Below are 20,790 nucleotides of genomic sequence, written 5' to 3'. Positions count from 1 at the left end.
GTTTAGGCCTTTGTTTTTTTGCGTTTTATATGAAGTTCATTAAATTTGGTGGTAGGCTGCTGAACCTTTTCTAACTTACGAAAAGGAGAAGAGTATAGTGAAATCTCTTTTTGAAAATTCTGTCAGAGCATTTATTACGTAACATATCATAATGAAAATGAATGTATTACTTTAGCTGAAAACATTAAATCAAAAGTATCCTCATGTGGGAGTTCCAGTGTTGCATATTCACTATTCATTTTCTATTAATCATGTTAGTGATGAATGATGATTTATATGTCTTACTTGTAATCAAGTGGCTCGAATCGTTTCTGCTTATAAGTCGTTTCACTTACTGTAAACATCCGTAGTGTGTACTGCAACATAATAGTTGTCAGTTATAGAGATGAAACAAGCTGATAATCGGAAACGTTGGCTTTTTCTTGATTCTGTTCACATTTACTTTTCTAACAAATTGTTTTGTATACAGCAATGAATTCACGGTTCGAATTACTATTAGATTTCCTTCATCCCTTGAAATCCAAGTGCATCTTCGGAGTTCTTTCATTTACTGTAGTGCTAACAGTGAAATGGAACAACCTTTCAGACTTACGAGTGATGCTGGCTTAAACAATTGCTTGTTTATTTCACGAGCCAGTGCTTTACTAAACTATTCGGTAAACCATTTAAAAATCACTTCTATATGGCTACCAGCTGTTATTAAGCAACCAACCACCGTATTCTTCTTTGACAAGATGTTTTATTATCTTGTCACTTATTTAATACCCGCTCTACAAAAATATAACCTTTTTTATTAAAAATTTTTTATTTTTTTTATATAAAAAATCAGAACATTATAATTGTTTATTGTGAGCATTTATAATAGAATATATTAAAACCAACTAAACTTATTTGAATTTAATTATTTAAAAGGGAGAGATGAATATGGCGGTACAAACATTTAAAGTGAAAACAACTTTAAAAGAGGGTGTATTAGTAGAAACTGAAGCAAGGGGACATAAGGTTATTGTTGATGAGCCAAAGAGTCTAGGTGGAACGGACAAAGGGATGAATCCTGTTGAATTAATATTAGCTGGATTAGGCGCATGTCAATCAATCGTTGCTCGTACATATGCAAAGAAGTTTGATATTGAATTTGAAGATTTCTGGATAGAATTAGAAGGTGATTTAGATACAGATGGTTTCCTAAATAAATCAGATGTAAGACCAGGGTATTCAACAGTAAGATATACCATCCATATTCAAAGTGATGCTCCAGAAGAGAAAATTGAGGAGTTTATCAAATTTGTAGAAGCACACTGCCCAGTTGGAGATACGTTCGCAAATGTAGTTGATCTTGTTTCAGCGGGTGTAGTAGTTGAAAGTACAGTGAAATAATATTACAGAAAGACGGAAGGCAGGTTGCCTTCCGTCTTTCTGTGTCATTCATATAATAATAAGGGTAGTAATGAGGTGGTAGGTTGCTAACCGCATTGCCTTTTTAATGAAAAGGTAAGCATTAGTACTTAAAATTTACGATGATATTCGTTCCACTCTGTATGCAGAGTTTTATCATTTTTTACATCCTCCAAGAGTTTACTTTCTATAATGTTACTGATTACATCTATCTGATCAGCCTTTAAGGGTTTTGTTTACTCTTACTGTTAAGGTGTAAGAATGAAGGTTTCTGACATACAACCATTTACTTTCATACTATTGTTAAATACTAAATAAACAGATGTTACATCTAATCTATGTCATTTTACAATAGTGAAATGGTAAGAACTTTAGTATCGGGTGATGCTAATTTTTTTGCTATAGAGTGAACGAACTTGTTCACTATATGAGCATGGTAGAATGCTAGTAATATAGCTTTTCTCCAAGCATATAGAGCAACCTTCCACCAGATGATGACGAGTATTTGCTCGTCACTTATATATACCCGCTACGCATAATAATAATCACTTGTATCAAAAAAAAGTTCTCTTTATATGGAGGTTTGGGAAAGTTCTTTTTTGAATGTCTAATAATGAAGATACATCGATTTCATCTCTACCGAAAGCGCCAAATAGAGACAATTTAACTTACTCGGAAAGTTAATAAATTTAATGAAACCCTGCTACGAAGCGCAATAAAGCGATAAACGGCGTTAGAAAAGTGAGTGAAATCACTTTTCTAACAGCCTGCCTCTATATTTCGTCAATGCATTTATAACTTCTTGTTGTCTTTGTTTTGCGCGGTCATAATGTTTGCTGAGAGCATAGGCGCTAGGTGCTTGTGGTAAGCCAGCTAGCAGAGTTGCTTCTTCATAGCTTAAATTGATTGGTTTCTTATTAAAATAGTTCATACTGGCATTTTTAATACCATAATTGCCATCACCGTAGTAAATGATATTGACATATAGTTCTAATATTTTATCCTTATCAAATGTTTCTTCTATGTGATGAGCGACAAATAATTCAGCCACTTTACGAATGAAACTTTGTTCGTTTGAAAAATATAAGTTTTTAGCAACTTGTTGTGTTAATGTACTTCCACCTTGAACGCTTTCACCTTTTATACTGTTAACAATTGTTGCTCTTGTTAGACCAATAATATCAATTGCACCATGCTCGTAGAAGCGATGATCTTCAACAGCAACGATTGCTTGAAGAAAATCAGGACTAATATCTTTAGTTGGTGTATAGCTAGGTTTTTCAGTGATAGCAGCCACTTTATCTGTTAGTGGTGTAGTATTAATAGCCATTTTATATTTTCCATAGCCAAACGCAATGATTAATGTGGCTCCAATAAGTAGGAGGGTAAAGATCAGTTTAAATAATTTTTTGATTAGTCTTTTCATATAGTAAACCTCTGTTTGTTTTAATCTTTAGTAACATGAGAATTCGTAAGTCATAATCGAGTCGGCTGAAGTAAGTAAATGGACTAAAGCTTTGTTTCATTATATATCCTTTAATTGTGAATAGATATTGAATCTCATGACAGACTCTTACATAATTGTAAGGGTTCTTTTAGTATGCGTTTAAAGTAGTAAGAAATAATTCTTGATTTTCAATCATTGTAAACCCTTTCTTCTAAAATCAACATAAAACATGTGAAAATGTGAACAAAGTTTGAAAGTGTTTTAAATGCTGTTGATAAATTATTATTATGGTGATAAAGTTTTATTGTAATAATAATTTATTATCTCGATAAGAAATTATCAAATGAAGTAAGAGCAATTATAACGGTTTTGTTACTACTTTAAGGTGTAAAGGGGGGCGTTAAGAATTGGTGGAGGATATTCATCTTTCTTTAAAGCCTTATCTTGAAATAATGAAATTCCTCACTAACATTCTTGGAGAACATTCTGAAGTGGTCTTACACGATTTAACTCGTGAAGAGCATACGATTGTAGCAATTGAGAATGGTTCTGTAAGTGGGCGAAAAGTTGGAGATACACCAACGAATTTCATCCTTCAGGTAAAGCAAAAGAAGATGTATGCGGACCAAGACTATCTATCGAATTATAAAGCTGTTGGTAAAGATGGAAGAGTATTTCGATCATCGAGCTTCTTTATTAAAGATGATCAACAGCAACTAGTTGGAATGCTTTGTGTCAATACGGATATTAGCTTCTTTCAAAAGGCTAAGGAAGTAATGGATTATTTCACTACCTTTTCCGAAACGACAAAAAATATACCACAAGTGGTGTCAGATAGCAATCATGCAGATGAATATCTACATGGGAATCTAGATGATGCTTTAGAATCGGTAGTTCTTGAACAGCTACGTAAGAGTGAAGTTACTTTTGAAAGAATGTCACCTGATGAAAAAACAAGTTTCATCAAAGTGCTTTATGAGCAAGGTGTCTTTCTATTGAAAAGTAGTGTGCATCGAGTTAGTGCATTGCTACAAACTTCTGATCCTACAGTGTATCGTTACTTGCAGAAAGTAAAGGAACTGTCCAAACGGGATTAGAAACTACATTGCTTCGTGTATTAAAAAAAAGAAGTTGAAGTGTACTTTGAATTGCTCATGATTTCACATTCTTTTTCCGCTTATCATTGTGAATATATTCACATGAATATATTGGGGAAAATATCTTCCTAAAGATGAGGAGAAAATAAGAGCAGTTGAACTACTTTCATTGAAGATGAGGGGATTACATGAATTACAAAGATCTACAACATGTACTTGAAAAAGAATTAATCGTTGCGATTGGATGTACAGAACCAATTGCTATAGCGTATGCTACAGCGGTTGCTGCTGAACACACAACAGCTCCTATCGAGAAGATAGAACTATCATGTAGTCGTAACGTAATCAAGAATGCCATGGCTGTTGCAATACCTGGTAGACAACATACGGGTATCGCATTTGTTGGGGCACTTGGTGCAATCGTAAAAGGTTCAGACAAGAAACTCTCTTTAATTGAAGCCGCTACTGAGGATCAAGAAAAAGAAGCAGTTGCTATGTGTGAAGCAGGAAAAGTTACTGTTACTGAAGCAGACACTCCAAAAGTGTTAGTAATTAAAGTAACAATGGAAACAAAAAATGAAAATGTAGTTGTCTTAATTGAGGACGATCATACAAATATTACTTCTATTAAAGTAAACGACGTTGAACAATTACAAGAACAAACTACAGAAGAAGCTACAGAAGGCAGCAAGAAAGACAATGATTTCACATTAGATGAAATTGTAGATTTCTGCTTAAACTGCCCGCTTTCTTCACTAGACCTCGTTAAGAAAAGCATTGATATGAACATGGCTGTTGCGAACCATGGTTTAGAAAATGCTTATGGTATGCAAGTAGGTAAATTAATCAAAGAGCAAGTGGAAGAAGGAATTCTTTCAGATGACCTAGCAAGTCGGGCGATGAGTTATGCTGCTGCTGGTTCAGACGCACGTATGGGTGGTGCAACATTACCTGTAATGGCGAACTCTGGTAGTGGAAACCAAGGTATTGCGGTAACACTTCCTGTTATTGCTGCTGCGGACAAGCTTGGTGCAGACGAAGAGAAAACAATTCGTGCTGTTGCCTTAAGTCATCTAATTGCAATCTTTGTTAAATATCAATTCGGACGTTTATCTGCATTATGTGGTGTAACTATTGCGGGAGCAAGTTCTGCAGCTGCCATCACATACTTGTTAGATGGAACGAAAGAACAAATGTACTTCGCAATTCAAAACACATTAGGAAATGTTACGGGAATGCTATGCGACGGAGCAAAAGCAGGCTGTGCGATGAAAGTTTCTACGTGTTCTGGTGCGGCAGTTCAAGCGGCATTAATGGCGAAGAAAAATATCTGCATTCCAGGAACAAATGGATTTGTAGAAAATGATGTTAACAATACGATTCGTAACTTCTCACAAATTGGAAACGAAGGTTCTCCAACACTAGATACAATCGTTTTAAAACAAATGTTAAATAAAAAGAACTAATTAATTTTTTAGAAGAAGGTGCACTTTTAATGGAAACAACTCTATTTGTTGGGTTAAGTATCGCAGCATTATTAGCAATGGTATTTGTATTATACCGCATGCAAACTAAATACGTTTCGTTCTCTAAGCGTGTATTCGCTGGTTTAGGAATGGGTATCGCTTTCGGGGCAATCCTACAATTAATCTTCGGATCAGATTCAGAAGTAGTTAAAACATCTACTGACTGGTTCGGTATTATCGGTAATGGTTATGTTCGTTTATTAAAAATGATCGTTATGCCACTTATCATGGTTTCAATCATCTCTGCTATTACAAACCTTAAGTCTTCAAAAGGCTTAGGAAAAATGGCTGGTTTAATTATCGGTATTCTTGTATTCACAACGTTAATTGCAGCAACAGTAGGTATTTTCTCTGCAAACCTTTTTGACTTAAACGCTGAGTCTATTCAAGCTGGTGAAGCTGAACAAACTCGTGCAGAAGATTTAGAAGGTCGTGTAGATGCAGCAAACACATCTATTCCACAAAAAGTATTAGAGTTTATTCCAACAAACCCATTTGAAGATATGGCTGGTGGACGTTCAACTTCAACTCTGGGTGTCGTTATCTTCTCAGCATTCGTTGGTATTGCATCATTAGGTATTAAGCGTAAAAAACCTGAGCAATTTGAAACATTCCATAAGATTGTTGGTGCAGCATATGCAGTAACAATGCGTATCGTAACATTAATCTTACGTTTAACTCCATTTGGTGTATTAGCATTAATGGCAAGCACAATTGCAACAACTAGCGTCGACGGTATTATTAACTTATCAACATTCGTAATCGCTTCTTATGTAGCGTTAATTACAATGATTATTGTTCACTTAATCTTAGTAACAGTAGTAGGTTTAAGCCCAGTTCAATTTATCAAAAAAGCAATGCCAGCTTTAACATTCGCATTCACTTCTCGTACAAGTGCAGGTGCTATTCCATTAAACGTTAAAGCTCAAACTAAAGGTATGGGTGTATCTGAAAGTGTAGCTAACTTCGCGGCATCTTTCGGTTCATCAATCGGACAAAACGGTTGTGCAGGTATCTACCCAGCAATGTTAGCTGTAATGATCGCTCCAACTGTGGGTATTAACCCAATGGATCCTGGATTCATCTTCCAAGTAATCATAATCGTAGCTATTTCTTCATTCGGTGTTGCCGGTGTTGGTGGTGGAGCTACATTCGCAGCTCTAATCGTACTATCTGCTTTAAACTTACCAGTAGGTTTAGCTGGTCTTCTTATCTCAATCGAGCCATTAATCGACATGGGTCGTACAGCAGTAAACGTTTCTGGTTCTATGACAGCAGGTGTTGTTTCAGCTAAAATTTTAGGTGAAATGGATACAACTGTTTACAACAGCAACCATGACTTAACTGACGAAGAAGATTCTGACGTAGCTTAAGTAGTAAAAATATGTGGGTAGGGAAACGAATGGTTTCCTTTCCCACTTTACTTGTTTATAAAACCATTTAGTAAATTGAAATATCTCTTCATTGAGAAAGGACGAATATCATGAGAATTATTATTATCGGTGGCGAAGCAGCTGGAATGAGTGCCGCAGCAAAAGCAAAACGTATGGCGAAAGACGCAAGCGTAGTAGTTTATGAAATGGGTGACATCGTATCATTTGGTGCATGTGGCTTACCGTATTATGTAGGTGATTTCTATGATAACGAAGATCGCTTAATTTCTAGAACTCCTGAGAAATTCCGTGAATCAGGAATTGAATTAGAAATCCTTCATCAAGTAACGAATGTTAACACTGTTGACAAGAAGGTAACTGTGAAAAACTTAACTACTGGTGAAGAATTCGAAGATAACTACGATCGTTTATTTATCGCTACAGGAGCTTCAGCTGTAATTCCTCCATTTGAAGGAAAAGATCTTGAAAATATCTTTACACTAAAAACAATGGAAGATGGAAGAGCATTAAAACAAGCTGCATTAAAAGAAGAAAATAAAAATGTTGTTGTAATCGGTGCTGGTTTCATCGGTCTTGAAGTTGTAGAAGCAATGAAGAAATTAGGAAAAGAAGTAACGTTAATTCAATTAACGGATCACATTTTACCAGATACCTTCGATGGTGATATTGCGACAATTCTTGAAAAAGAAATTGAATCTCATGATGTAAACCTTAAATTAGCTGAAGGCGTTACTGCTTTTAAAGGCGATGGAAAAGTACAATCTGTTGTAACAAATAAAGGCGAATATGCTGCTGACATCGTAGTAATTGCTACAGGTGTACGTCCAAACACTGCTTTCGTTAAAGAAACAGGTATGGAAATGTTAGGGAATGGCGCTATCGTAATTAACGAATATGGCGAAACTTCAATTGAAGATGTATACGCTGCTGGAGACTGTGCATGTGTATATCACTTAATCCGTCAAGAAAATGTATACATTCCATTAGCAACTACTGCTAACAAAATTGGTCGTATCATTGGTGAAAATTTAGCAGGCGCTCGTTCTACTTTCGAAGGAACAATGGGTTCTGCATGTCTTAAAGTAATGGACTTCGAAGCTGGCCGTACTGGTTTAAACGAGCAAGAAGCTGAAAAAATGGGTATCCCATACAAAACAGTATTCATCACTGATAAAAACCAAACAAGCTACTACCCAGGTCAAGAAGATATCCACGCTAAGTTAGTGTACCATGCTGAAACTAAGAAAATCTTAGGTGCTCAAGTAATCGGTAAAAACGGAGCGGTTCTTCGTGTAGATGCTTTAGCTGTAGCAGTTTACGCTGGTTTAACAACTTCTCAACTTGGAATGATGGACTTCTGCTATGCGCCACCATTCGCAAGAACTTGGGATGTAATGAACGTTGCAGGTAACGTTGCAAAATAAGATTATATTAAAAAAAGAACTTCCGATATAATGGAAGTTCTTTTTTGTTTAAAATAAATGATTTTATAATGGCAATAAGAATAGACGTATTTTTTCAATTCATAAATCTTTGATGTATATAGTTCTTAATGAAATTATATATTTGAATTATTGTTTACTTCTTTAGGATCATTTGAGACGGGGAATTTTTTGATTCTATTTGAAGTAATAAATTTTGTGTCTATACATCCGACCAATACGAATAGTAATAAGAATACTAAAACGAATAGTATTTGAGTCATTATGCGCACCTCCAAAATGTATTATATTTATAGCATAATGTGAATATTGTGTGAATGCAATTTATTGATACTATTCCAAATTTTATTAAACAAAGAGGGCATCTTTGTTTAGTAGTTCAAATAATTTGATTTTATTGTTATTTCAAAATAATAATTGTATACTGTTTTTATAAGCTTACTAAAGAAAGGCTGATTTTTATGTTCAGAAATGTTATTGTTCGTGTTCCTTCAGAAACAATCTGTAATGGTATTACTAGTGCAGATTTAGGAAAACCAAATTATAAATTGGCACTAAAACAGCATGAAGAATATGTAAGCGCTCTTTCAAAAACAGGTGTCAATGTAACAGTATTGCAGCCGCATGATGAATACCCAGATTCTTGTTTCGTTGAAGATGTAGCATTATGCACAAGAGAATGTGTCATTATTACACGTCCTGGTGCTGACAGTAGACGGAAAGAAGCAGAACTACCGGACATGCTCGAAACCTTGAACAACTTTTATACGCATATTGAATACATAGAGGAACCGGGAACTGTAGAAGCTGGCGATATTATGATGGTTGGGGACCATTTCTATATTGGAGAATCTGCTAGAACGAATAGAGCTGGTGCAGAACAAGTCATTGCAATTCTTGAAAAGTATGGCTTGTCCGGATCAATTGTTCCTTTACAAGAAGTACTTCATTTAAAAACAGGTACGACTTATTTAGAAAATAATAATTTGTTAGTAGCAGGAGAATTTAAGAGTGTTCCTGATTTCGAAAAATTTCATAGAATTGAAGTTGAGGATGAAGAAGCATACGGAGCGAACTGCATTTGGGTTAACGACTATGTAATAGTCCCTGAAGGCTATCCAAAAGTGAAGAAAGCTATTAAGGCACTAGGCTATAAAGTTCTTGTAGTTGATACTTCAGAATTTAGAAAAATAGATGGTGGATTAAGCTGCTTATCGCTCAGATTTTAATGTTTCTTACTTTAATAAATATTGTGCGTAAAGAGGCGTCTTAAAAGCGATTGAAAATCGCTTTTAAGACGCCTCTTCTAATGTTATTTACCTCTATGCTTATTTTTGGCTTTTTGAACTTTTATCTCTCTTTTATACTGCTTTTGTGCTTCTTTTACTTCCTTCGTTTGGATGTGCTGAACTTTTTTTCGTTGTTCATATTCTTCTTTTAACGCTTCTTGAGCTTTAGTAGAGATACCTCTTTGCTGTATTTCCTTTGAAACTTTTCTTTGTAGCCGTTTAGGATTGATTTTCTTTAGACATTCTTTTTTGATTGGTACTCCTGTTTGATCATGTTTCTCAATCAAACGTAGTAAATCGTTGTGAATAAAGTCTAAAACGTCTTGATCTTTTGGTTCTTGCCCGAAAATATAACGATATACTTGAAGCTTATTGTTGGACTTGATTTCTACCAGTCCAATAAAATATTGGCCATCATAAAATATACTTAATTTCATGATAGGTCCCTCCTCTAAATTGATTAGAATGACGGACATCCCGAGGAGGGAAGGCTACTTGTATCAAATAACTTGATACACTCGGACTACCAACCGAGTTGTGTTTTTACATTCTATAATTAGTATATCCTATTGTATGCTGCTTTTGAAATCATGCATAAGCAAAACAAACAAAAGAAGAGAAGCGATTTTGCCTCTCTTCCTACTAAATAGCACCTATTTCTAATGGATGAATAATAATGGTGGTTAGGTTGCCTGTTACTTTTTCATTTCAGAAAAAGGAGGTAATAACTTGAACCATTTAACACACGTAATCTAGTGTAATGTCAGCATCGTTAGACTTTCTGATGATTCCTTTTACTGCTAGGACATCTACTTGTAATAGAACCATAGTCTGTCTTTCAATAGCTTCCATTCTTTGCAACGATTACATTTTATATAACTGAACCCCTTGTTAACCATAACTATTGTTTCTCCTCAACAGAAATGCTAAATCTAATGGAAAGCTTTCAGAACCCTTACGAATGATTTCTTCTTATTATTGATGTTTTCAAATCTGTAATATGAAATCATTGTGTGTTATTTTAGTGCTTTCCATCTGTTTTAAAGTTGATTCGAAACAGCACTTAGTTTGACAGTGAGAAAACAGCACTAAACACATCGTTACACTTTTTATGATGCCTGTTTGATGTAATGATTGCTTTGGAAGATTGAACTCATTAAATCCAATGTAGTGAATACCCCGATTGAAAAGAATAGTTCAACTTCTTTATGTGTTTCATTTACATCCTTACAGTATTGCCTTACATCATAAGATTCGGTTTTAGCTTTTCTGCTTTTGGGGTAAGATTCACTCGTAGTAGTATACTCTTGAGTGATTCTCCCATCTATTAAGCAACCAACCACCGCGGCTGACGAGATGTCTTCTTTATCTCGTCAATGTATATATACCCGCTTTACAAAATATTAACCATTTTATTAAAAAAGTTTTTAAATATTTTTTAGATGTTATTCTTTATTCTCAATAATAGTGATAAGTTGTGGTGAGAGTTCTTTGAACGAAGTCATTGAAGTTTCTGGTTTACTTGCTTTTTTAAATAAGAGCACTCCTAAAGTTGTATTTTCACCTTTAATTGATTGATATACTTCATGGTCCATAATCATGAATGAATCAACATGGTGGCGAGATGAGCCAATCACGATATTACCTTCATATTTGGTAGCATATGATTTTCCTTCAATTTCAGGATTTGAAATTTCATCTTTGGCAAATAGCACACTTTGTTCTTTCGTCACTGTAGGTAATGAATGAATAGGAGTAGATTTTTCATCTTTTATTTCACGGAACAATCCTTTTGCAAATAATGCGTCTGCTGTTGTTTTGTCCATAATCATTATTTTTTCTGCATTGCTTTCTGTTATTTTAGTTTCATATAAATGAAAGCTTTTTAAGTCATTTTTTACAGGGCTTACCTCTGCTTTGATTGCTTCTTCATTTCCATAAACAATGATTCCATTGGCGCGTTCACCAATTATTTTATCGATTAAGCTACAGCCAGCAAGTGCTGTAAAAGAGCATAATCCAACAAGTAAAATAATCCATTTCTTCATAGCTTGTTACCATCCTTTTTGTATTGGTTTCCTCTGCTCATTGTAGAGGAGACCATGAATTTGTCGTATCGAAATAGCTTTCGTAAAGCTTACATTTTTGTCATTTTAATCATTTGAAAAAGCGCCATACGTTATACATGATTCAATGAAACTTTATAGATAGAATTTTCGTATAAATAGGTAAAGGGAGTTGACATCAATGAGTGAAAAAGGATGTATCAAATGTGGAAGTAGAGATGCAGGAAAGAAAGAAGTAGCGATGACAGGTACAGGTTTGTCAAAGATGTTTGATATTCAACATAATCAATTTGTTGTTGTATATTGTAAAAAATGTGGATACTCAGAGTTCTATAACAAAGAATCTTCAACTGGTTCAAATATATTGGATTTGTTCTTTGGATAACGCAGTAAAGTCATAAATACGATGGAGAGATTTAGTATGGATCAGGTGCAATTATACAAACATGAAAATCAACAAGTATCTATTTATATTTGTGCATATATAAAGGATGGAAAATTAGAAATTATGGGGCAAGATTTAGGTTCCCTTGTTGAAGAAAAATGGGGTGGCAGGGAATACGAGTATTTTTATTCATTATCTAAGGAAGATACGAAAAAACTAAATGAGCTTTTACAAGATCATTTACAATCAAATGAATCAATATTACAGCTAGTAAAGCAAGTGTTTAGAGGATCAGAATGTGAGAAGAAGTTTCGAGATTTCTGTCAAAAGCATGGTTTACAGTATCACTTTTTTTCTTGTTGATAATATAAGAAAGCATCAAGGACTATTGTTCCTTGATGCTTTCATTTCATTCTTTATTCTTTTTCGGAAGAAACGTTATTCTACATGTTCCTGTAAAGTAACACTTTCTACATAGTTAACAAATCTTCTTAATTCTTTTGTTTGCTCTCTATTAATTTCGCCGGATGTGTACATTCTTTGGATTTCTGCGCGTTCTTTTTCCATGACGTTTATACGTAATTCTTCTTTTTGCTCTTCTCTTTTTTCATTATTGTATTTGGTAGGCTTTTTTAATTTGCCAATCATACTTTGATATTCTGAAATGACAGCTAATATGATGTCTTTTCTCTCTGATTTCTGTAATTGATTTTCTAACATTTCGAGAGCGGCCTGTGCGGCTTTTAACTGAATATTTTTTGAAAGTCGTAATGTCGTTAATGTAGCTTCTCGATCTTTACGTAAATGAAAGAATAGTTGATGCCATGCACGAATCATCTTGCCGAAAAGATATAAGAACTTGGAACGAAAATTATTTGAAAAAGCTTCTTCACGATAATCTAACAATTTTTCAAGTCTTTCAAAAGTCTTTTCTCTAATTTCTCCTTGGTTCATTATATTTTGTATGTATTTTCTTTCTGTTTTTAATGCTAATAATCGCACCTCAACGACTTTCCTCTGATAAGATACTATTTCATCATTTGTTTTTTGTTCAAATTGTGTTTGACGAAACATCCTTTTATACTCCGCAATTAATTCATTAGCTGCATCATGATTTTCTTCATTTTTTTCAATTTCAATCTGTTTAATAGCAGCTAATAAAACTTTTTGCTTCGCTTTATTAAAAGCGATATCACCAATTTCTCCTTTAGTCTTCTCGCTTTTGCTTAGCAAAGGTAGGAATACGGTTGCAACAATTAATGTGAATAAAATTACTCCAGCAGCAATGAAGAGTATTAAAGATCTTTCAGGAAATTCTTCACCTGTCATAACAACGTATGGAATAGACAGAACCCCAGCCATTGTAACAGCACCACGAACGCCAGTTAAGCTGATGACCATTGTGTTTTTGATGCTAGGCTTTTCGGGATTTTTTACTTTCTCGAAGCGATATTCATAATAAGAGAATAAGTAAGACCAGGCAAACCGAATAGCAAGAATAACGGCTCCAATCGCTAATACGTAGCCAATAATTAACCAATTACTAATTGTTGGATTGGCTATAGTAGTCATCATTGTTGATGGGATTTTTAATCCTAGTAGTAGGAAGACAATTCCATTTAAAATGAACAAAATGACAGACCAGAGGTTTTCTGTTACAACCTGCTCTTCTGCATGAACTGTTTCTGTACGTTCTTTCACTAAAGATGCTAGGATTCCAGCTACAACAACTGCAATTACACCAGAAGCATGTAATAGCTCCTCGGTAATAATATAGATGACAAACGGTGTCATAATTTGTAGTAAAGAGTAAAAGGTGACATCTCCAATTCCTTTTTTTCGTAGTGAAAACCTAATGCCGATAAATACAAAACCAAGAATCAGCCCTAGTATAGCTCCTGCAATAAACATATAAGAAAAATCGAATAGTGCTTCTTTTAACGAGAAATAGCCTGTAACAACAGCTGCAATGGCGTAATTAAAGGCAACTAATCCGGAAGCATCATTAATCAATGATTCGCCGCGAACAAGATTTAATACTTTATCAGGAATATGTATACGTTTTGCAATGCCATTTACAGCTACCGGATCGGTTGGAGATAGAATAGCAGCCAAAGCAAATGCAGCTGCTAATGGAATAGCGGGAATCATCCAATGAATAAAATAGCCACCAATTACTGTTGTTAATAAGACAAGAATAATGGCATTTCCCATTATAGAAGCTCTCATCTTCCACAATTCTTCACGAGGAAAATGCCTTCCATCATTGTACAAAAGCGGAGCAACAAACAATAATAAAAACCATTCTGTTTCTATATTTAAGGTTATGTCCTGCACGAGAAGTGCTAGTATAATGCCAAATCCAATTTGGATTAGGGCGGTTGGGATAGAAGGTATGTAATGACTAATTACATTGGAAATAAGCAAACAAATGAGCAATAACAAAACGGTTATCAATAAACTCATGACATTCTCCTTTCGTTATATGGTTTGATAATTTAATTTTATCATTTTCTTGAAATAATATTAAATAGAATTAGGTTTGAAAATAGGAGGTTTTCTAAAGAGTCTTAATGGGTCTATTTATATCTATGTGTAAGTTGGTTATTGTTTTCTTAATTCAAAAGATTTATGTACATCTTTTTAAAATCTTACAATTAAGAAAAATATTTGAAAATACTCATTGATAAATCAGCAAAGGTGAATGGGAATCTGGGACGGTTTAGGATTAGTTGAAGAAGAAAAAGAGTTAGAGACAACCTTTATGAAGGTTGCTTTTTAATGTATCAATTTTGGATGCAAATTTTTGTAGGTGGTAAAAGTGTATAATATAGTTAAAAAATTATCCAGAATAGCCTTTACTCCATCTTTATAAATACTAAATAATCTTCTATACTTTTAATAAAAAATAGTTTTTAGGAAGGATGAGCTTTATGCCAGTTCACAACAAACTAGTACGTGATTTAATTCCAAATATTATTGAAAAAACAGGAAAAGAATTTTCAACAAAAATTCTTAATGAAGAGGAATATATTATTGAATTACGCAAGAAAAGCGAAGAAGAGCTACGTGAGTATTTAGAAGCAAAAGATGATGCTAGTGCAATAGAAGAATTAGCGGATTTATTGGAAATCATTCATGCCCTAAGTCGTTGTCATGGTGCTACTCCTGAGAAAGTAGAAGAAGTTCGAAAAGAAAAAGCTATAAAGCGTGGGGCTTTTGATGAGAAGATTTATTTAATAGAGGTAAGTGATGACAAGTAATATTCAACTTATCACTAAAGACTTATCAGCACATGTGAAAGAGAGCATTAGAAGGGCTAACTCTTGTTATATATTAACTTCATTTGTGATGAATTCAGGGGTTAAGCTACTGGAAGATAGTTTACGCCAAGCAGCGGAAAATGGTAGTGATATCAAAATATGTACAGGTGATTATTTATATATTACGCAACCAGAAGCTTTAAAAAGATTAATTGAGATTCACCCTTCAATTGAAGTTCGCCTTTGGAAAAGTAGGGGTGTTTCTTTTCATCCGAAAGCGTATATCTTTGAAAATGAAAGCGATGGCATATTCTATGTGGGTTCATCGAATATGTCACGTTCTGCTCTAACTAAAGGTGTAGAGTGGAATGTCTCGATTAAAGGTGAGAAAGAAGCGGATATATTGGAGAATGCTATTCATGAATTTTTATCATTATATTATGATGAAGCCACTATTTCTCTCAATAATGAAACGGTGAAACAATATCAACTGGAATATGAAGAATTCCATAAAATTCATCCACAGCTCGCTAAAACATGGACAAAGCAAGAAGAAATCGATATGACTTTACCAGAGCCAAAAGAGAATGCAGTTCTACCGGAAAAGATTATAGAAACGAAAGAAAAGTATACAACTATTGCTCCTAGATTTGCACAAGTGGATGCTTTGACAGAGCTGAAAACGATACAAGACGAAGGCTATGATAAAGCAATGGTCGTAATGGCAACAGGTCTGGGTAAAACTTACTTAGCGGCTTTTTTCTCGAAGCAATTTAAACGAGTATTATTTATCGCTCATTTAGAAGAGATTCTTTTCCAAGCGGAACAATCATTTCAAAAAGTTATTCGTAATGCTAAAACTGGAATTTATAATGGAAAGCATAAAGATGCTGAAGCAGACGTTCTTTTTGCTTCTATTCAAACATTAAGCCGTAAACGCCATTTAGAAGTTTTCTCACCTGATGATTTTGATTTAATCATTGTAGATGAATTTCATCATGCTGCGGCTAATACATATCAGAAAGTATTGAATTACTTTACTCCTAATTTTTTATTAGGAATTACAGCGACGCCTGATCGTAATGATTATCGTGATATTTATAGCATATGTGACGGTAATGTTGCTTATAGAATCGATTTTATAGAAGCTATTCAAAGGCAATGGCTAGCACCATTTCATTACTATGGTGTCTACGATGATACAGATTATTCGCAAATACGATGGTTAGGTACGAAGTATGATGCAGAAGAATTGGCAATTGTACAATTGAAAGATGAAGTTGCTGAAAAGATTCTACAGGCTTGGCTACAATATCGTCAAACACGGACGATAGTCTTTTGTTCTAGTATTGTTCAAGCTGATTTTTTATCTCAATATTATAATAATCATGGATATAAAACGGTTAGTCTACATTCACAATCATCATTTGCTCGGGATACAGCCATTCAGCAATTAGCAGAAGGTGAATTAGACTGTATTATGACGGTCAATTTGTTTAATGAAGGTGTGGATATTCCTACAGTTGATACGTTATTATTCGCCCGTCCAACAGAATCTTTGACAGTTTTTACACAGCAAGTTGGTCGAGGACTACGTATTGCTGAAGGGAAAAGTCATTGTGTCATTATCGACTTAATTGCTAACTATCGTAATGCAGATGTTAAGCAATCGCTTTTTTATGTTCAAAATGATGAGAAGAAAAAAGTAAATGCAGGTCAACCAATTGTTCCTGAAGGCTGTCATGTAGAGATAGAGTTAGAAGCAAAACAATTATTAGACGAATTAGCTAAAAAGAAGATGCCACGAAAAGAATTAGTGAAGCAGAGCTATGAGCAAGTGAAGTTAGAAATCGGTAGACGACCATCATATTTAGAAGTGCATATGAAAGGTTCAACAGATAGTCGATTATATAAGCAGGAATTCAAATCATATATTCATTTTCTTCAATGGGCTGATGAACTTTCAGATGTGGAATCACAAACGTTTTTGCGTTATGAGGATTGGTTTACTGAAGTAGAAAAGACGGGTATGGCAAAGAGCTATAAGATGGTATTGCTTCTAGCCATGTTACAACGAGGTACTAATCAATGGATGAAGCCCATTTCTGCAAAGGAAGTAGCACCCTTTTTTTATACATATTTAACAGAAAAAGAATATCGAAAACGTATCGATTTTAGTGATAGTTCTTCAAAGAAGCTATGGGAATATGATGAAGATAAGGTTGCTAGTTTAATAGAGAAAATGCCTATGACGAAGTGGAGCGGCAGTTCGAAGGGAATGTTGAAGTTAGAGAATGGGATATTCACACCGAATTTTGAGGTCAGTGAAGAAGATCAAGCGATTGTTTATGCATTTACTAGGCAGATATGTGAATACAGATTGCATACGTATTTTGAGAGGAAGAGTAAGAAGTGAGTCATGTAAGTAATTGCTTAAAAATGATAAGTATTTTAAATTCTAGTGGGCTTGTGAAATCAAAGGATTTAACATCGATGTTAGAAGTAAAAGAAAGGATGATTAGAAAATATAAAAGTGATATCGAAATGGCAGGAATACAAATTGGAGCTAAGGCTGGAAGATATGGTGGCTATTATTTGGAAAAGAAGAGTGCTTTTCCTGAAATGGAGTTTCAACAACATGAATTAAATGCTTTAGAAATATTAAAAGTAACATATTATCAGAATTATAGATTACTAGAAAGGTAAGGTGAAAACATGGCATTTTGGAATTTCCCCGCTGTAACGGGTGGTAATATAAATTCAATAAATAATGCAGGGTTAGAAACATTCCGTGATAATGCATTAGATTCTTTAACACGTGAAATTTGTCAAAACTCATTGGATGCAGTGAAGGAGCATGATAAACCAGTTATTGTTGAATTTCGTAAGTTTTCAATTTCTTCAGAAGCATTTCCAGGTAAAGATGAGTTAGTTTCTGTCTTTCAGGATTGTAAAGATACATGGAGAGGAAAAAATAAGAAGAGTGAAGAGTTTATTGAACAAGCATTATCTATTTTAAACAGGCCACATATGGAATTTTTACGAATTAGTGATTTTAATACAATTGGTCTGAAAGGTGCTAAGGATGCAGATTTAGGTTCAGCATGGAGTTCTTTAGTAAAAGAAGCAGGATCTTCTAATAAAGAAGATGAATCTGGAGGAAGCTTTGGAATTGGAAAGGCAGCACCATTTCTAAATTCTCATCTTCGAACACTATTTTATTCAAGTTACGATGAAGATGGATATAAGTCTCATATTGGTGTTGCGAATATTATGTCTTATAAGAAGAATAATGAAATTACGTTAGGTAGTGGTTATTACACAAATAATCATGCATCCCGTGCTATAGAAGGACTACTCAACCTTGATCAAGCTTTTGAAAGAAGTGAGACAGGTACTGATATTTTTGTTTCAGCATTTGAACCTGTTGAAGATTGGCAAAAGGATATTATCCATTCTATTCTACATAACTTCTTTATTACGGTTTGGAATAAAAGATTAATTGTTAGAGTGAATGACTTTGAGATTAATCATAAAAATCTAGGGGAGTTAATTGCCCAACTAGAAGATAGTGAAGAAAATAGCGTATTGAAGAATTACTATAAAGCGCTTGTTTCTAAAAGGACAAGTAAAATTAAGTATCCTGCTCAAAAGTATAAATATAATATTGTATTTAATGAGGGAGAAGCAGAGTTATATTTAATGAGTGGAGAAGATTTGAATCGTCGCGTGTTGATGACGAGGAAAACAGGTATGAAGATTTTCGAGCAGAAAAATATTAATGGTAGTATTTCATTCACTGGAATACTCATGATTACAGGTACTAATATGAATAGTATTTTTAAACAGTTAGAAAATCCTGCTCATAATGGCTGGATGCCTAATCGATTTGAGAAAGATGCTAAATTAGCTGATAAAATATATAGTGATTTAAGAAAATTTATTAGGACGCAAGTAAAAGAGTTATTCCAACAAAAAACAGCGGATGTTATGGATGCAGTGGGATTAAGTGATTTTTTACCGAATAATACCCTTCTGTCAGATGAAGGTAAAAATAAAAAAGAATCAATATCGTCCACCATTAAAGAAATTACCTATAAGAAAAAAGAACAAGAGCCGAAAAAGAAAAAACGTAAAATGAGAGAGTTACCATCAAAGCTTGATGAAGAATTGATGGGAGAGTTTGGCATTATGCCAGAAGAAACAACAAGTGTAGAAACAAATGAAAATTCAACAGATACGGAAGAGAACTCTACCGAACAAACATCGAATTCTAATAATAATAGGACCGACAAAGATAAGCCAGGAGAAGCAATTGGAGAAAATCTTAAACCGAGAAAGAGCAAACCTGTTGGTAGTAAGCAAAAGTATATTTGTTCGAATAAGCAGGATGGAAAATACAATTTCCTAATTTCTACGGATAAAGCTATCGCAAGAGGTGAATTAAGATTTAAATTATTAGGAGAACAGAGTGATTATGATCTCCCAATTAAAACAGCCAAGTTTAATGATGGTAGTATTAAGCCTGAAGAGATTACTAATAATAGTATTTTCTTTATATCTTCAGCAAAAAAGAAAAGTTTTAGCGTAAGTATTGAAGTGGATTATTCGGAGTATTGTGTAATGGAGGTCGAGGTATTTGAAGCTTAGTCATTCGTATCCTTACCCTGTCCTACAGAATGAGAATGACGATTATCGGAAATCTTCATTTATTATTGACTATCATGTGGCTACAGAGTTTGGTGAATTAAAGGTCGAAGCTAATTGTATTTTATCAAATGAAGGAATCAAAGGTTTAATAGCTTCTAATGCAGCAGTTTATATGATTCATATTGAATGTGGACAAACAAGTTATCGCAGAGTATTTAAGACTGTGGATACGTCTATCCAGATAACTATTCCCGCAAACTTGCTTCGTGGAAAAGTAACGGTTCATTCATTTATTGTCGCTACAACCGCCATCTCAAATTATACGAATGAATTATTAAATGACTGGTATAAAGGGTTGGATATTCGTTTTGAAAAAGGGAATTTTTTAGCAATTGGCAATGCAATTGAGATGACATTATTTGAAGAAAATACAGAATTTTTGAATCTCCCTTCTATAGTTAATATTCAGAAGGCGGTTAAAGGTGAGTTTATGGAAGTTGATATTCATTCAAATCTTATCATTATTTCTTTACCGACGTATGAGTACGACCAATATGCAGGTAATGCAAATTCAAGATTAAAGAATACGATTTTATCCATGATTATAGTTCCTTGTCTGACGGAAGTATTTTCTAAAATCAATGAATATGGTGATGATTTAAAGGAGTATACATGGTATCAAGTTATGGAAAAAATCTTTACCGATAACAATTATCGATTTGAGGATGTTGGTACGGATAAGCTGTCATCTTTAAAGGCTGCTCAATTAGTACTTAGAAAGCCATTTAAATCGAGTTTTGAAGAAATAGAGAAAATGAATAAATTAGAGGATTGAA

Annotated in this window: 17 protein-coding genes; 13 read left to right on the top strand and 4 right to left on the bottom strand. The window is 34.1% G+C overall.

The window, feature by feature from the left end; all coding sequences use genetic code 11:
- Nucleotides 1-924 precede the first annotated feature (924 nt).
- A complete protein-coding gene (locus tag TX86_RS13660) occupies nucleotides 925-1,377 on the top strand; it encodes an OsmC family protein (RefSeq protein WP_042349337.1) in 453 nt (150 codons plus the stop codon).
- 769 nt (nucleotides 1,378-2,146) lie between these two features.
- On the opposite strand, the gene TX86_RS13655 is transcribed toward TX86_RS13660, so the two are convergent.
- Entirely contained in the window at nucleotides 2,147-2,821 is a 675-nt protein-coding gene (locus TX86_RS13655; RefSeq protein ID WP_042349336.1) for a biosynthetic peptidoglycan transglycosylase, read from the bottom strand.
- A 431-nt stretch (nucleotides 2,822-3,252) separates the two neighbouring features.
- Here TX86_RS13655 and TX86_RS13650 point away from each other — a divergent pair, with 431 nt between their 5' ends.
- From TX86_RS13650 to TX86_RS13630, 5 genes are all read left to right on the top strand, one after another.
- The gene (locus TX86_RS13650; protein WP_230203660.1) at nucleotides 3,253-3,939 is read left to right on the top strand and encodes a helix-turn-helix transcriptional regulator; all 687 of its coding nucleotides are present in this window, start codon (nucleotides 3,253-3,255) and stop codon (nucleotides 3,937-3,939) included.
- 188 nt (nucleotides 3,940-4,127) lie between these two features.
- Nucleotides 4,128-5,405 (top strand): L-cysteine desulfidase family protein, encoded by a 1,278-nt coding sequence (locus TX86_RS13645; RefSeq protein ID WP_042349335.1) that lies wholly within the window; start codon nucleotides 4,128-4,130, stop codon nucleotides 5,403-5,405.
- A gap of 29 nt (nucleotides 5,406-5,434) precedes the next feature.
- Complete coding sequence (locus TX86_RS13640; RefSeq protein WP_042349334.1) at nucleotides 5,435-6,838, top strand: L-cystine transporter; 1,404 nt, start codon at nucleotides 5,435-5,437, stop codon at nucleotides 6,836-6,838.
- Nucleotides 6,839-6,948: 110 nt separating this feature from the next.
- Nucleotides 6,949-8,283, top strand: a complete 1,335-nt coding sequence (locus tag TX86_RS13635) for a CoA-disulfide reductase (RefSeq protein WP_042349333.1) — start codon at nucleotides 6,949-6,951, stop codon at nucleotides 8,281-8,283.
- 479 nt (nucleotides 8,284-8,762) lie between these two features.
- Nucleotides 8,763-9,530: a dimethylarginine dimethylaminohydrolase family protein gene (locus TX86_RS13630; protein ID WP_042349332.1), complete on the top strand. Its 768-nt coding sequence runs from the start codon at nucleotides 8,763-8,765 to the stop codon at nucleotides 9,528-9,530.
- A gap of 83 nt (nucleotides 9,531-9,613) precedes the next feature.
- Here TX86_RS13630 and TX86_RS13625 read toward each other — a convergent pair whose 3' ends face one another.
- A complete protein-coding gene (locus TX86_RS13625) occupies nucleotides 9,614-10,027 on the bottom strand; it encodes a YjdF family protein (RefSeq protein WP_042349331.1) in 414 nt (137 codons plus the stop codon).
- Between the two features lie 1,008 nt (nucleotides 10,028-11,035).
- A complete protein-coding gene (locus TX86_RS13620; RefSeq protein ID WP_052343667.1) occupies nucleotides 11,036-11,638 on the bottom strand; it encodes a lipoprotein BA_5634 family protein in 603 nt (200 codons plus the stop codon).
- A 199-nt stretch (nucleotides 11,639-11,837) separates the two neighbouring features.
- Between TX86_RS13620 and TX86_RS13615 the strand changes: the two genes are divergently transcribed.
- On the top strand, nucleotides 11,838-12,041 hold the full coding sequence (locus TX86_RS13615; RefSeq protein WP_042349330.1) for a zinc ribbon domain-containing protein: 204 nt from the start codon (nucleotides 11,838-11,840) through the stop codon (nucleotides 12,039-12,041).
- Nucleotides 12,042-12,077: 36 nt separating this feature from the next.
- The gene (locus TX86_RS13610) at nucleotides 12,078-12,404 is read left to right on the top strand and encodes a hypothetical protein (protein ID WP_042349329.1); all 327 of its coding nucleotides are present in this window, start codon (nucleotides 12,078-12,080) and stop codon (nucleotides 12,402-12,404) included.
- Between the two features lie 75 nt (nucleotides 12,405-12,479).
- Here the strand turns inward: TX86_RS13610 and TX86_RS13605 are convergent, their stop codons facing one another.
- Nucleotides 12,480-14,507 (bottom strand): Na+/H+ antiporter, encoded by a 2,028-nt coding sequence (locus TX86_RS13605; RefSeq protein ID WP_042349328.1) that lies wholly within the window; start codon nucleotides 14,505-14,507, stop codon nucleotides 12,480-12,482.
- Nucleotides 14,508-14,974: 467 nt separating this feature from the next.
- Here TX86_RS13605 and TX86_RS13600 point away from each other — a divergent pair, with 467 nt between their 5' ends.
- From TX86_RS13600 to TX86_RS13580, 5 genes are read left to right on the top strand one after another with little or no spacing between them, the layout of a single operon-like run.
- On the top strand, nucleotides 14,975-15,304 hold the full coding sequence (locus TX86_RS13600; protein WP_042349327.1) for a nucleoside triphosphate pyrophosphohydrolase: 330 nt from the start codon (nucleotides 14,975-14,977) through the stop codon (nucleotides 15,302-15,304).
- On the top strand, nucleotides 15,294-17,720 hold the full coding sequence (locus TX86_RS13595) for a DEAD/DEAH box helicase family protein (RefSeq protein WP_042349326.1): 2,427 nt from the start codon (nucleotides 15,294-15,296) through the stop codon (nucleotides 17,718-17,720). The genes TX86_RS13600 and TX86_RS13595 overlap by 11 nt, the downstream gene beginning before the upstream one ends.
- Nucleotides 17,717-18,010 carry a helix-turn-helix transcriptional regulator gene (locus TX86_RS13590; protein WP_042349325.1) on the top strand — a complete coding sequence of 98 codons (294 nt, stop codon included), beginning with the start codon at nucleotides 17,717-17,719 and terminating at the stop codon, nucleotides 18,008-18,010. The genes TX86_RS13595 and TX86_RS13590 overlap by 4 nt, the downstream gene beginning before the upstream one ends.
- Before the next feature lie 9 nt (nucleotides 18,011-18,019).
- Nucleotides 18,020-19,954 (top strand): hypothetical protein, encoded by a 1,935-nt coding sequence (locus TX86_RS13585; RefSeq protein ID WP_154663112.1) that lies wholly within the window; start codon nucleotides 18,020-18,022, stop codon nucleotides 19,952-19,954.
- On the top strand, nucleotides 19,944-20,789 hold the full coding sequence (locus tag TX86_RS13580) for a hypothetical protein (protein WP_042349324.1): 846 nt from the start codon (nucleotides 19,944-19,946) through the stop codon (nucleotides 20,787-20,789). Before TX86_RS13585 ends, TX86_RS13580 begins: the two co-directional genes overlap by 11 nt.
- The last annotated feature ends 1 nt before the right edge of the window (nucleotide 20,790 follow it).

The sequence above is a fragment of the Bacillus massiliigorillae genome (assembly GCF_000380245.2).
In the GTDB taxonomy this organism is placed as follows: Bacteria; Bacillota; Bacilli; order Bacillales; family DSM-1321; genus Bacillus_AD; species Bacillus_AD massiliigorillae.
This window is presented reverse-complemented; position numbering and strand designations above follow the sequence as displayed.

Coding starts and splice junctions, on each gene's coding strand:
- TX86_RS13660 (WP_042349337.1), top strand. CDS start 925: ATGGCGGTACAAACATTTAAAGTGAAAACAACTTTAAAAGAGGGTGTA.
- TX86_RS13655 (WP_042349336.1), bottom strand. CDS start 2,821: ATGAAAAGACTAATCAAAAAATTATTTAAACTGATCTTTACCCTCCTA.
- TX86_RS13645 (WP_042349335.1), top strand. CDS start 4,128: ATGAATTACAAAGATCTACAACATGTACTTGAAAAAGAATTAATCGTT.
- TX86_RS13640 (WP_042349334.1), top strand. CDS start 5,435: ATGGAAACAACTCTATTTGTTGGGTTAAGTATCGCAGCATTATTAGCA.
- TX86_RS13635 (WP_042349333.1), top strand. CDS start 6,949: ATGAGAATTATTATTATCGGTGGCGAAGCAGCTGGAATGAGTGCCGCA.
- TX86_RS13630 (WP_042349332.1), top strand. CDS start 8,763: ATGTTCAGAAATGTTATTGTTCGTGTTCCTTCAGAAACAATCTGTAAT.
- TX86_RS13625 (WP_042349331.1), bottom strand. CDS start 10,027: ATGAAATTAAGTATATTTTATGATGGCCAATATTTTATTGGACTGGTA.
- TX86_RS13620 (WP_052343667.1), bottom strand. CDS start 11,638: ATGAAGAAATGGATTATTTTACTTGTTGGATTATGCTCTTTTACAGCA.
- TX86_RS13615 (WP_042349330.1), top strand. CDS start 11,838: ATGAGTGAAAAAGGATGTATCAAATGTGGAAGTAGAGATGCAGGAAAG.
- TX86_RS13610 (WP_042349329.1), top strand. CDS start 12,078: ATGGATCAGGTGCAATTATACAAACATGAAAATCAACAAGTATCTATT.
- TX86_RS13605 (WP_042349328.1), bottom strand. CDS start 14,507: ATGAGTTTATTGATAACCGTTTTGTTATTGCTCATTTGTTTGCTTATT.
- TX86_RS13600 (WP_042349327.1), top strand. CDS start 14,975: ATGCCAGTTCACAACAAACTAGTACGTGATTTAATTCCAAATATTATT.
- TX86_RS13595 (WP_042349326.1), top strand. CDS start 15,294: ATGACAAGTAATATTCAACTTATCACTAAAGACTTATCAGCACATGTG.
- TX86_RS13585 (WP_154663112.1), top strand. CDS start 18,020: ATGGCATTTTGGAATTTCCCCGCTGTAACGGGTGGTAATATAAATTCA.